The sequence below is a fragment of the Pseudomonas sp. M30-35 genome, assembly GCF_002163625.1.
Classification (GTDB): domain Bacteria; phylum Pseudomonadota; class Gammaproteobacteria; order Pseudomonadales; family Pseudomonadaceae; genus Aquipseudomonas.
Map to the genome: position 1 here is coordinate 4,266,756 of NZ_CP020892.1, position 12,925 is coordinate 4,279,680.

9 protein-coding genes are annotated in these 12,925 nt (G+C 55.5%); 2 read left to right on the forward strand and 7 right to left on the reverse strand.

The window, feature by feature from the left end; translation table 11 throughout:
• Positions 1 to 61: 61 nt before the first annotated feature.
• Entirely contained in the window at positions 62 to 2,131 is a 2,070-nt protein-coding gene (locus B9K09_RS19660) for an EAL domain-containing protein (protein WP_087518391.1), read from the forward strand.
• A 137-nt stretch (positions 2,132 to 2,268) separates the two neighbouring features.
• Here B9K09_RS19660 and thpR read toward each other — a convergent pair whose 3' ends face one another.
• The gene (gene thpR / locus B9K09_RS19665) at positions 2,269 to 2,793 is read right to left on the reverse strand and encodes an RNA 2',3'-cyclic phosphodiesterase (RefSeq protein ID WP_087518392.1); all 525 of its coding nucleotides are present in this window, start codon (positions 2,791 to 2,793) and stop codon (positions 2,269 to 2,271) included.
• A gap of 31 nt (positions 2,794 to 2,824) precedes the next feature.
• The gene (gene serB / locus B9K09_RS19670; RefSeq protein ID WP_157699376.1) at positions 2,825 to 4,039 is read right to left on the reverse strand and encodes a phosphoserine phosphatase SerB; all 1,215 of its coding nucleotides are present in this window, start codon (positions 4,037 to 4,039) and stop codon (positions 2,825 to 2,827) included.
• A gap of 304 nt (positions 4,040 to 4,343) precedes the next feature.
• Between serB and B9K09_RS19675 the strand changes: the two genes are divergently transcribed.
• Entirely contained in the window at positions 4,344 to 5,951 is a 1,608-nt protein-coding gene (locus B9K09_RS19675; RefSeq protein WP_087518394.1) for an AhpA/YtjB family protein, read from the forward strand.
• A 226-nt stretch (positions 5,952 to 6,177) separates the two neighbouring features.
• Here B9K09_RS19675 and B9K09_RS19680 read toward each other — a convergent pair whose 3' ends face one another.
• The 5 genes from B9K09_RS19680 to parE all read right to left on the reverse strand — a co-directional run bounded on the left by B9K09_RS19680 (position 6,178) and on the right by parE (position 12,839).
• On the reverse strand, positions 6,178 to 6,879 hold the full coding sequence (locus tag B9K09_RS19680; RefSeq protein ID WP_087519189.1) for a membrane integrity-associated transporter subunit PqiC: 702 nt from the start codon (positions 6,877 to 6,879) through the stop codon (positions 6,178 to 6,180).
• A gap of 294 nt (positions 6,880 to 7,173) precedes the next feature.
• Complete coding sequence (gene parC, locus B9K09_RS19685; protein ID WP_087518395.1) at positions 7,174 to 9,423, reverse strand: DNA topoisomerase IV subunit A; 2,250 nt, start codon at positions 9,421 to 9,423, stop codon at positions 7,174 to 7,176.
• 7 nt (positions 9,424 to 9,430) lie between these two features.
• Entirely contained in the window at positions 9,431 to 9,955 is a 525-nt protein-coding gene (locus B9K09_RS19690) for a TIGR02281 family clan AA aspartic protease (protein WP_087518396.1), read from the reverse strand.
• Positions 9,952 to 10,953, reverse strand: coding sequence for a DNA topoisomerase IV (locus B9K09_RS19695; protein ID WP_371917421.1), 1,002 nt, complete (start codon positions 10,951 to 10,953; stop codon positions 9,952 to 9,954). The genes B9K09_RS19690 and B9K09_RS19695 overlap by 4 nt, the downstream gene beginning before the upstream one ends.
• On the reverse strand, positions 10,950 to 12,839 hold the full coding sequence (parE, locus tag B9K09_RS19700) for a DNA topoisomerase IV subunit B (RefSeq protein WP_087518397.1): 1,890 nt from the start codon (positions 12,837 to 12,839) through the stop codon (positions 10,950 to 10,952). The genes B9K09_RS19695 and parE overlap by 4 nt, the downstream gene beginning before the upstream one ends.
• Between the last annotated feature and the right edge of the window lie 86 nt (positions 12,840 to 12,925).

Here is a 12,925-nt window from a genome sequence, read left to right on the forward strand (position 1 = left end):
CCCAACTGACGATTAACCTTGGCCGAGGGTGCGAATACCTTGGCGCAGACCGAACTGAATAATGGCCATCGAAAAAAAGACCATCCGCCTACTGATCCTCGAAGACTCGCAAAATGAGGCCGAACGCCTTGTCAGCCTGTTTCGCAACTCAGGTAGCGCAACACGCGTTCACCGTCTTACCTCCAGCGATGACCTCAGCGAAGCCCTGCAACATACCTGGGACCTGCTGATTTGCGCACCGACCAGTGAACAGCTGTCGCCAGCGGAGGCGATCGGCTCGATCCGGCGCTTGGCTAAAGATGTGCCGGCAATCCAATTGCTCACCGACAACGACTCCGACAGCATCACTGAAGCACTGGCCATGGGCGCCCAGGATGCCTTGCCGCAAGGTGATGACGAGCGCCTGATTCTGATCGCCAAACGCGAGCTGCAAAACCTCGAAGAGCGTCGTGCCCGCAGACGCGCAGAAGTGGCCTTGCGCGAAGCAGAAAAACGCTGCCAACTGTTACTTGAAAGCTCCGTAGACGCCATTACTTACGTCCATGACGGCATGCATATCTACGCCAACCGCGCCTATCTCGAACTCTTCGACTATGAAGATGCTGAAGAGCTTGAAGGCATGCCGATGATCGACTTGATCGACAGCTGCGACCAAAGCGAATTCAAGAATTTCCTGAAGAACTACGCAGACAGCGAAAGTGCTGCAGAGCTGAAGTTCTCTGGGGTAAAAGCCAGCGGCAAGCGCTTCAAAGCACGCATGAGCTTTCTCCCGGCTACCTACGACGGGGAGCCATGCACCCAAGTCGTTATTCGCTCGGATGCCGACAATAGCGAACTGGAAGAGAAACTGCGTGAAATCAGCAGCCAGGATTTGGTCACTGGGCTGTTCAACCGCCCCCACTTCCTGGAGTTGATCGACACAGCAGCGGATCGAGCAGTGAATACCGGACAACCGTCCAGTCTGGCTTACATCCGCCTTGATCAGTACTCAACCTTGCTTGCCGACATCGGCATCGCAGGTATCGATATGTTGCTGGCCGATCTGGCCAGCCTGTTACGCACCCACTTCGCCGGTGAAGCACAGCTGGCACGCTTTGGCGATGATGTATTCGCCGCCCTGCAACTGGGTGTCACACCTGAGCAGGCAGAGCCTGGACTTAAAGTGCTGCTGAAAAAAGTGGAAAGCCATCTATTTGATGTTAATGGCCGAACAGCACAAACCACCCTCTCAATTGGCGTCGCTGGACTCAACGAGACCACGCCGAATGGGCAAGTCGTAGTTGATCGCGCGCATCGCTGCGCCGACGAGCAAGAACAGGGCAACAACCTCAAACTATTCAACCCAGCCGATGTGATCGCCGCTGCGGCAAACCGTGGCGATATTGTGGCTATGGTTAAGCAGGCTCTGGATAACAACGGTTTGCGCTTACTGTTCCAGCCGATCATCAGCCTGCGCGGCGACAACCAAGAGCACTATGAAGTGCTTTTACGCATGCTCAATTCGAAAGGTGAAGAAACCCAGCCGACTGAATTCCTCGCAGATGCGGTTACGGCTGGGCTAGGCGAGAAGCTGGATCGCTGGGTGATCCTGAATGCGATCAAGCAACTCACCGAGCATCGCAGCAAAGGCCATAACACACGCCTCTTTGTGCACTTGTCGAGCGCCAGCCTGCAGGATCAGACGCTACTCCCCTGGCTAAGCGTTGCTCTCAAGGCCGCACGCCTGCCTTCGGATGCACTGGCCTTCCAGCTTAGCGAAACCGATGCAGTGACATACTTGAAGCAGGCGAAAGCGCTGACTCAAGGCCTCAACGAATTACACTGTAAAGTGGCGCTCAGCCAATTTGGCTGCGCACTCAACCCGTTCAATTCGCTGAAACACCTGCACATCGACTTCGTCAAGATCGACGGTTCCTTCAGCCAAGACCTCAATCGCGCCGAGAACCAGGAGGCCCTGAAAACCCTACTCGATAGCTTGCACTCACAAGCCAAGCTGACCATCGTCCCCTTCGTTGAGTCTGCAACTGTGTTGTCGACCCTCTGGCAAGCCGGGGTCAATTACATTCAAGGCTTCTATCTGCAGGGGCCAACGCAAACCATGAACTACGACTTCACCTCTGACGACGAATAACGTTGCAAGGAGGCTCGACGAAGACAGGGCGGATGATGCTTTTTCATCCGACAACCAACGCCCAAGCTATTTGCTTGGGCGTTTTGCTGTTTGCACCGAGCTGAACCGTCAGCTAAACCACCGAGAGAGATCGAGGGCTACAAAGACCACGTAGCAAGCGCGCGATAGCGCCCCTTGTGCGACTCATACAGCACAAAGTGGTCCGCCCTGAGCAGGAACTCAGCCGGCTCAATGGCTTCCGGTACAACCGCTCGGTAATCGCGAGACAGGGTCAAGTGCGCTCGAAACTCATGCGGCCCGAGCAACAAGCCCAAAGGTAATAACGCTTGCTCTAGCGCGTAGACCAACTGCCCAAGCGCTAGCGGCGGGTCTTGGGCCTGCAACACTAGAATGTTCGAACGCGGCCAGACTTGCAGAGAGTCAAGGTAGACGGTTAGCGACTTTCCCGTAACCGGCATCTGGCTAACTGCTGCGCAGATTGCGTCAATTTGGCTGACTGGCACCGCGCCGAGAAAAGCCAGGGTCAGATGGAAATTCTCGGCGGCAACTGGCCGACCAGAACGCGGCTGCAAACCCCTGCGCCACTGCGAAATAGCACCACGCAGCGCAGGGGTGCAAGCCAAGGCGAAGAACAACCGCTTACTCGGTTCAGCGCTGCTCATCGCCTACAGCCTTTGGCCTGTCATCAGCCGCTCAATCGAGGCCATCACGGTCACGGAAGCCGAGCAAATACAAAATACCATCAAGACCTAATGTCGAGATGGCTTGCTTAGCCGACTGTTTCACCAATGGTTTGGCGCGAAATGCGACGCCAAGTCCAGCAATCGCCAGCATTGGCAAATCGTTTGCTCCGTCACCTACCGCAATCGTCTGCTCTAGGCGCAAGCCTTCTTTTTCAGCGAGCTGACGCAGCAAATCGGCTTTGCGCTGCGCATCAACAATCGGCTCGACCGCAACACCGGTGACCAGGCCATCGACGATTTCCAGCTCATTGGCATAGACATAATCAATACCAAGCTTGGCTTGCAACTGCTTGGCAAAATAGCTGAAACCGCCGGACAGGATCGCCGTTTTATAGCCCAGACGACGCAACTCGCTGAACAATGTCTCGGCGCCTTCAGTCAGGCGCAATGAAGCGCCAATGTCACTCAATACCGTTTCAGGCAGGCCTTTTAGTAGCGCCAGACGTTCTTTGAAGCTGGCCGCAAAGTCCAACTCGCCACGCATTGCACGCTCGGTGATCTCAGAGACCTGTTCACCTACACCGGCAGCCTTGGCTAACTCGTCGATGACCTCAGCCTCGATCAGCGTCGAATCCATATCGAATACGGCCAATCGGCGGTTACGACGAAACAGCGAATCGCTCTGGAACGCGATGTCGACATTCAGCTCCTGCGCCACACTGAGGAACTCTGCGCGCAACGCCGCAGGATCGGCAGGCTCACCACGCACCGAAAACTCAATGCAGCCCTTGCCCTGCTCGGCAGGCATATCCAACGGCATGCGCCCAGAAAGGCGGTCGATATGGTCGATATTCAACGCATATTTAGCGGTGATTGTACTCACCCGCTGCAGTTGTTCAGCTGTGACCTTGCGCGTAAGCAGCGTCACGATGTGCCGGGCTTTGCCTTGGCCGTCGACCCATAGCTGATAATCAGCCTCGGAGACAGGCGTGAACCGCACTTGCTGATCCAGTTCATAGGCACTGAACAGCACGTCTTTAAGCACTGAGGAACCGCGTTCAGTATCAGGAATCTCGACCAGAATGCCAAAAGACAGTGTGTCGTGAATGACCGCCTGGCCAATATCAAGAATATTGACTCCACCTTGGGCCAATACTCCCGTGATGGCGGCGGTTAGACCGGGACGATCTTCACCAGTGATGTTGATCAGGACGATTTCGCGCAAGGCGCACCCTCCAAAGGCTTGATAAGTAGTAAACAGCCGTTAAAAAGACTGTTGGGACAGTTAATGAGGCGCAAAACAGAGCATCGAAAGACGATAGCTAGACGAAAAAAGCACTTTCCCAGCCTATTTCGACAGCAACACACCCGGTCGAATAGTTTTTCGCCTGACGGTTATACCCAGCAGGGCCGGTGAAGAACTCACATTCTACCCACTTTCCAAGCAATTCGGACATGCGCGGTGCTTTGCCGTACGCGGGCCGCTCGCTATACTGCGCGGCATCTTCAGTCGACAAGATCAGAGCGCTGTGAACCGGCCCGCCCCCGTGAAATCCGATAATTTCTTTATCCTGCTATTTCAGGCATTGCGCCAACGTCGCGTGCCACTCGCATTGCGTATCGCTAGCCACAGCTTATTGCTCGTCGCTATGGCGCTGGTGATCTATGCGTGGGTGATCGGCATGCAGTTCAAACAAGCCATGCAGCAGCAAGCTGAAGCACTAGGCACCAGCCTGATTACGCAAACGGCGTCTTCTGCCACCGAGCTGCTGGTTGCCAACGATATTCTCAGCCTGAATGTGCTGCTGAATAATCTAGTGAAAAATCCACTGGTCGCACATGCCGCTATTTACAGCATCGACAATCGCATTCTTGCCGAAGCAGGCTCGCGCCCAAGCCAAGGCATGCTTGGCGAGACGGAAGGACTGTACTCGTCACCTATCACCTTTCAAGAAGTAATAGCCGGACAGCTGCGCATCAGTCTGGATATGCGTCAGTTCGAACAACCCATGACCATCAGCCTGCAGAGCATGGGTATTCTCAGCCTGATTTTGCTGGCATTAGCACTGACGCTAAGCCTGCGCCTGGGCCGTTATATTTCAACGCCGCTGCTGCAAATGCGCGTATGGCTGCGTGACCCCGATGACCCTGCACCTGGCGCCAGTCGTCAGGATGAAATTGGTGATCTCGCCCGCCAACTGCAAGCACGTTTGGTCCCGGAAAAGCCGGAGCCAGAACACGAGCTAGAAGCAGAAGACCTGTATGACGATGCGGACTACGGCGATGATCAGGACGCCGACTATGATGAAGACGCCGATGAGCCGGGTTTTTCGATGCCCAATCTCAGCGCCAAAGACGATGACAACGATGACCTGCACGACTTTGACGAGTCGCCACGGTCGACGCCTAGCATCAAAACGAACCAGCCAGCAAACAGCACGCTTCACACCAGGAACGACCCATTTGCTGACTTGCACGACATGGATAACGACGCAGCTGAACTAGACGAAGATGACTTCGCTGACGCGACTCCAGCCCCTGCGTCGCATGTACCTGCGACACCAAGAAGCTCCCAGCCAAGCGCAGTGCTGGCGATCCAGCTAGGCGCTCAGGAGCAACTACGTCGTTTGCCGCGCGCCCGCTTGATGGATTTGTTGAAACGTTATCGTGATTGTCTGGACCGCGCAGCGAACCTCTATCAAGCTGAACTGCACACGCTTAAAGACGGCAGTAGCCTGATGCTATTCCATCGCCAAGACAGCGGCGAAGAGTTCCTGATTCATGCTATTTGCTGTGGTGAACTGATGCGCGCACTGGGCCACGCCCTGCAAATTGAAGTTGCCGACAGTGGCATCACCTTGCAGTTGCAGTTGGGCATGACCTTGGGTAATGACCTGATGGATCTTAGCCAGGGTGAGCTGCTGCTCAACGAAACCTCACAGGACGCTCTGGCACTGTCACAACATAGCCGCAACTTGCTGCTGGTCGAACGTGGCGTAGCCGATGACGAACTGGTTCGCCAACGCGCCCGCACTCGCTCTATCGCCAGCCCAGAAGGTGCATGTTGCGTCGAAAGGCTGCTTGACCCGTATCCAGCCCTGCTAGAACGCCAGTTAGGCAAGTTGCGCGACCACTAAACCACGGATTGTAAGCCACACACTCCAGCGCTAGCAGAGCCGGCCCAGTGCTCTGCTAGCGCTGCAGCCTCTCCGCGCCACCGGCCCCCCCCTCTCGCTACTAGGTGTCAGGCGCTTGCAGCTTGGCAGGCAAGCTGCGCCTCATCCGCCACTGGCGGCTGGAACTGGCTGCTGAATGCAAAAAACCGCAAACTGCGGTTTTTTGAGTTTTATCCTGCAAGCTGTTTTAGAACCGGAATACTTCAGAGTCAATTCGCACCGGTTGTACCATTGGGATTTTAGGTGGGTCTTCTTTCTTGGGTGTAGCAGGCGCTTTTTTAGGTGCTCGCTCAGCGATTGCCGGAATCTCACCGTCTTGCTGCTTGACCGCCATGGCAACTTGCTCGACCAGTTGATGCATCAGCGTGCTCTGAGCATGCACTTGTTCAGCGATAGAACCACCGTGAGCCTGCTCCAGACGCACCAGTCGACCATCCAGCAATTGACCATTTTTGCCCATTAAACGCCACTGGGCTTCAAGCACGGCCGGGCGCCGTGGGCCAGAATCAAGCCGGGCAATCGACATCAGTATCTGAACCTGCGGGGTAACACCGGGCACTGCCGGGGCAAGCGTCAAGCGCTGGCTGTTCAGTTGCGAAGACAGTTGAAGGAGCAGCTGTTGATCAATGTCTGAAGCCAAGCTGCCTGCCCAACGCGCATCTCTCGACGCGATCAGGCTGCCATCTTCCTGGCGCTGCAGCAGCGCCTCACGCTGCAAGTAATCGGCAATCGATACTGGGCCCAGCAACACCGCCACACCCTCGTCAGCGGACGGTACTTTAGCGCCACCACTGTCGAGCTGATACAAAGGTACTGGCTGGTAACGCGCACAGCCCGCTAACCCGAGTAGAGCTACCAACAGAATCAAGGGGAGTCGCATTGCAATCATCAATATCATCCAGCCAGTCATCAGACCGGTCTATATGTCCATAAAAATCAAAAAACGGTTTTAGGCTACACCATTCATTGTTAGCGAATTAAAAACTCTCTGAAAAACTCACTTGAGACACAAATTCCAAACTTCAGGCAGGCATACTCCTGAACGTCATGCGATGGCAATTTACTATTACCCGCACCGGGAATATGCCCTGAACAATGAACGCCGCCAGTGGTCACATCATCCTAGAAACCTGCGTCAGACTCCAGTGTTGATCTACCTTAGAGTATTTCAGGTGTTACCCAGCTACTCAACCAGCAAGCTGTCAACTCGCTGAAAGCCCCGCGGCAGCTTATTGCCACGCCGACCGCGCTCACCTTTGTAGTGTTCAAGATCATCAGCCTTGAGTGACAAGGTGCGCTTACCCGCTTGCAGCACCAGCGTCGCCCCAACTGGCAGAACGGCGAGATCGGTCAGGTACTCTTCGCGCGAAGCAACTCGATCGCCCGGGATACCGATAATTTTATTGCCCTTACCTTTGCCCAACTGCGGCAAGTCCGCCACCTTGAACAACAACAAGCGGCCTTCGGTTGTTACCGCGGCGAGCCAATCCTCTTCGCGACTGACCAACGGCTTGGGGGGTATCACTTTGGCGCCATTTGGCAGACTCAGTAGAGCTTTACCGGCTTTGTTCTTGGCTTGCAGGTCTTCACCTTTAACCACGAAACCATAACCCGCATCCGAAGCGATCACATACAACGCCTCATCATCCGGCAACATCACGCATTCAAACGTGGCGCCAGGCGGTGGCGTCAGACGACCCGTTAATGGCTCGCCCTGGCCACGCGCGGAAGGCAATGAGTGCGCGGCCAACGAGTAGCTACGCCCGGTTGAGTCAATAAACACTGCGTACTGATTCGAGCGTCCTGGAGCCAGGGCTTTAAAGCCATCACCGGCCTTATATGACAAGCCCGTCGCATCCAGGTCGTGGCCCTTACCGCAACGCACCCATCCTTTCTCGGAGATCACCACAGTGACGGGCTCAGCAGGCATCAGTTCATTTTCTGACAGCGCCTTGGCTTCGGCACGCGCGACAATCGGCGAACGTCGATCATCGCCGTAGGTTTCAGCATCTTTGATGATTTCATCACGCACCAGCTTCTTCAGGCGCGCTTCGCTGCCAAGCAGCTTGAGCAGTTTTTCACGCTCTTTGGCCAGCTCGTCTTGTTCACCCCGAATTTTCATCTCTTCAAGGCGCGCCAACTGACGTAAGCGCGTATCAAGGATGTAATCAGCCTGGATATCTGTCAGCGCAAAGCGCTCGATCAGCACCGCTTTTGGCTGCTCTTCAGTACGGATGATGTGGATCACTTCATCCAGATTGAGGAAGGCAACCAACAAGCCTTCCAACAGGTGCAAGCGGCGCTCGACTTTATCCAGACGGAACTGCAGACGGCGGCGCACGGTATTAACCCGATACTCCAGCCACTCACGCAGCAGTTGGCGCAGATTCTTCACCTGCGGCTTGCCGTCCAAGCCAATCACGTTGGTGTTGACTCGGTAACTCGATTCAAGCTCAGTAGTGGCAAACAAGTGCTGCATCAACTCCGCAGCATCGACCCGATTTGAGCGCGGAATGATAACAATGCGGCATGGATGTTCGTGGTCAGACTCATCACGCAGGTCAGCCACCATAGGCAGCTTTTTGGCCTGCATTTGTCCAGCGATCTGCTCCAACACTTTAGAACCGGAGACCTGATGCGGCAGCGAGGTGACAACGATATCGCCATCTTCAACCCGATAAACCGCACGCATACGCACCGAGCCACGACCGGTTTCGTAGATTTTCAGCAGATCAGCCCGTGGCGTGATGATCTCCGCCTCGGTCGGATAATCCGGCCCCAATACGTGCTCACAAAGCTGCTCGACTGTGGCATTCGGCTCATCAATCAAGCGCACGCAGGCCGCAGCGACTTCGCGCAGGTTATGCGGTGGCACATCGGTCGCCATACCGACTGCAATGCCTGTCGTGCCATTGAGCAGTAAGTTCGGCAATCGCGCAGGCAGGGTTGCGGGCTCGTTCATGGTGCCGTCAAAGTTCGGCACCCAGTCAACTGTGCCCTGCCCCAACTCGGTCAGCAGGACTTCCGAATAGCGCGACAACCGCGCCTCGGTATAACGCATGGCCGCGAAGGATTTTGGATCATCCGGCGCCCCCCAGTTTCCCTGACCATCGACCAAGGTATAGCGGTAGCTGAACGGCTGCGCCATGAGGACCATTGCCTCGTAGCACGCCGAATCGCCATGCGGATGAAACTTACCCAGCACGTCACCGACAGTACGCGCCGATTTTTTGTGCTTGGAGTCAGCATCCAGGCCCAATTCACTCATCGCGTAGATGATGCGCCGCTGAACCGGCTTCAGACCATCACCAATGTGCGGTAAAGCACGGTCCATGATTACGTACATGGAGTAGTTGAGGTAAGCCTGCTCGGTAAAATCGGCAAGGGAACGGCGTTCAACACCGTCCAGACTCAAATCGAGAGAATCGCTCATGCGTGCCTCATTGCAAAGTTGATTGGCGCAGCAACAACGTGCCGTCGCGCTGGGTAAATTCGAGTTTCTTCAGGGCACTCATGCCCAGCAATACTTCCTCACCGGTCATACCGGGAGCGATCAGAGCGGTGACATCGTGAAGCACAATATCGCCTAATTTAAGTTGTTTGAGCCGCGTTCGATGCCCTGTGGTCTGGCCATTAGCCGTTCGCACGGTAACCGCTGCACCTGCCTGCAAACCCAGCTGTCGAGCAAGCTCTGCTGGAACGGCGACATCTGTCGCCCCGGTATCCAGTAAAAACTCAACATCTTCACCGTTTATCTGCCCACTAGCGAAATAGTGTCCTTGCCGACTACTGGCCAGGCGCACCTCAACATAGCCATTGGCATGCACCGATTGTGGATTGCTGTTCGGGTTACGCTGTTTATCTTCAAGATTGCCAAAAAAATGCGTCGCAAGGAACAAGCCTGCGCCCCACGCCAGTACGAGCATTACCCGACCGGCGCGCTTCCCCGCAGGCTGCGCACTCACTGGTTAGCCTCCCAGCCACCTTTCGGTGCAGCAAAGCGCCAAACGATAGGGCGCGCCTCGCCATCGGCACGAACCCGACCACCGTTATCGACGCCCAGCCAGGCTCCGCTTTGATCAATCTGCAATGCTTCGACCCGCCCGTAAGCACTTGGGTAACGCCGCGCCTCGGTCAGCGCTTCATCCGCAAATGACCAGCAACGCTCGACCTCACCATTACTTAGCTTGCGCCGGCAGATGCGATGAGCCTGACGCTCCAGAGTGAAGAGTTTTTCAGCGTAGTAACTCAAGTCTGAGAAATCTTTCGGTTGTGGTGTGCCGCCGAGTTGCTCGGGCGCAGGTACTTTGCCGCTTTCGCTAAGCAATACACAGCCGCCGGTACATTCCCATACTGAACGTTTCTTGTGCATAACCAACAAACCACGGCGCTGACGTTCAGCCGCCAGCCACATACGTCCACCAGCAGGATCAATCGTGATGCCTTCAAGCAGCGCATTGAAATGCAACAACATGCCGCTGCCCCGGGCTTGATGAACCAGAGACTTCGGCAGCCGCACCCACTCAGGGTCTGCGGCGACGGGCAACAGCAACACCTCAGCCTTAGCCTCACTGACCAAATAGCGATTACCGATCGAGTCGCAGGTGATGCCCTCAAAATCGAGCGAGCCACCGCGCACTAGACCTGTCGCCCATGCGCGCACGCCAATTCCCCAAGGCAAGCTTGAGTCTGGAGCGGGTGGTGCCGTAAATAACTCAGGCTCAGCTTGCCACACACCGTCACCACCGCCGAGACGGTAGATACGACCATCATCACGATCCGAAACCGCCCACAATGCATCTCCGCACCAGGCCAGCCCGGATAAATTGCCCGCAGACATGCCATCGACCGGGTGCTCACTGATTAACTTAAGCTGCTCAACCGGCTGACTGACAGCCAACTGATTAGCCGCTACAAATGGTGCAACACTAAGCAATAACAGAGCGAAAAACGTGTGCCTCAAAGCAGAACCTCAGCCAGATCACCTTTCGACTCAAGCCACGCCTTGCGATCGCTTGCGCGTTTTTTCGCCAGCAACATGTCCATCATTTCCTGAGTGGCGGGATAATCTTCCAGCGTCAATTGCACCAGTCGCCGAGTATTCGGGTCCATGGTGGTTTCACGCAACTGCGGCGGATTCATCTCACCAAGGCCTTTGAATCGGGTGACCTGCGGCTTACCGCGACGCTTCTCGGCAACCAAACGGTCAAGAATGCCGTCACGCTCAGCGTCGTCAAGGGCGTAGAAAATCTCTTTACCCAGATCGATCCGGTATAGCGGTGGCATGGCGACAAAGATATGCCCGGCATCAACCAACGCGCGAAAATGCTGAACGAACAATGCGCAAAGCAAAGTCGCAATGTGCAGGCCGTCAGAGTCGGCGTCGGCGAGGATGCAAATCTTGCCGTAGCGCAGTTGCGTCAGGTCGTTTGAGCCCGGATCGATACCAATGGCCACGGCAATATCATGCACCTCTTGTGAGGCTAGAACTTCACTGCCATCGACTTCCCAAGTGTTGAGGATCTTGCCGCGCAACGGCATGATCGCCTGGAACTCTTTATCCCGCGCTTGCTTGGCAGAACCACCGGCGGAGTCACCCTCGACCAGGAACAGCTCAGAGCGCATAGGGTCCTGACCTGCACAATCAGCCAGCTTGCCCGGCAGTGCAGGCCCTTGAGTAATTTTCTTACGCTCAACCTTTTTACCGGCCTTGAGGCGGCGGTTAGCGTTACTAATCGCCAGTTCAGCTAACTGCTGGCCGAACTCAGGGTGCGCGTTTAACCAAAGGCTGAAGGCATCTTTAACCACGCCTGAGACAAACGCCGCGGCTTCACGTGAAGACAAACGTTCTTTGGTCTGACCGCTGAACTGGGCGTCTTGCATCTTCATCGACAACACGAAGGCAATCCGCTCCCAGATATCTTCCGGAGCCAGCTTGACCCCGCGCGGCAGCAAGTTACGGAACTCACAAAACTCACGCATGGCATCCAGCAAGCCCTGGCGCAAGCCGTTGACATGGGTACCGCCCTGCGCAGTCGGGATCAGGTTGACGTAGCTCTCTTGAACACTTTCGCCCCCCTCCGGCAGCCACAGCAGCGCCCAATCGACCGCTTCTTTATTGCCAGCCAGGCTGCCACAGAATGGCTCATCAGGCAGGCGCGGGTATTCACTGACCGCATCGACCAAATACGAGCGCAAACCGTCTTCAAACAGCCACTCGATACGCTCACCGCTGGCTTTATCTTCAAAGCTGACGCTAAGGCCGGGGCACAGCACAGCTTTAGCCTTTAGTACGTGCTTAAGGCGGCTGATCGAGAATTTGTGTGAGTCGAAATACTTACCGTCTGGCCAGAAGTGCACGCTGGTGCCGGTATTGCGCTTACCCACGGTATTGACGACTTCGAGTTCACTGGCTTTAAAGCCGTTCTCAAAGGTCATGCGGTATTCACTACCCTCGCGTTTGACGCGAACCTCGACCAAGGTCGACAAGGCGTTAACCACAGAAATACCAACACCGTGCAAGCCACCGGAGAACTGGTAGTTTTTGTTGGAAAACTTACCGCCAGCGTGGAGCTTGGTGAAAATCAGCTCGACCCCTGGCACCCCTTCTTCAGGGTGAATATCGACCGGCATACCGCGGCCGTCATCGGTGACCTCCAGCGAGTTATCCTCGTGCAGGATCACCTGAATGCTTTGGGCATGCCCGGCCAAGGCTTCGTCAACCGAGTTATCGATGACTTCTTGAGCCAAGTGATTGGGGCGACTGGTATCGGTGTACATACCCGGACGCTTGCGCACCGGGTCAAGACCGGAAAGGACTTCGATGGCGTCGGCGTTATAACTGGCCATAGGGTCTCTTAATTTTTAACAGTTAATCGAGAAACTCACATAACCGCTGGCTGCGCTGCCGTAATTGATCGGCGACTGCGGCGCAG

Excerpts from the sequence above, each read along its gene's own strand:
- B9K09_RS19680 (WP_087519189.1), bottom strand. The coding sequence starts at position 6,879 with ATGATTGCAATGCGACTCCCCTTGATTCTGTTGGTAGCTCTACTCGGG.
- B9K09_RS19660 (WP_087518391.1), top strand. The coding sequence starts at position 62 with ATGGCCATCGAAAAAAAGACCATCCGCCTACTGATCCTCGAAGACTCG.
- thpR (WP_087518392.1), bottom strand. The coding sequence starts at position 2,793 with ATGAGCAGCGCTGAACCGAGTAAGCGGTTGTTCTTCGCCTTGGCTTGC.
- parC (WP_087518395.1), bottom strand. The coding sequence starts at position 9,423 with ATGAGCGATTCTCTCGATTTGAGTCTGGACGGTGTTGAACGCCGTTCC.
- parE (WP_087518397.1), bottom strand. The coding sequence starts at position 12,839 with ATGGCCAGTTATAACGCCGACGCCATCGAAGTCCTTTCCGGTCTTGAC.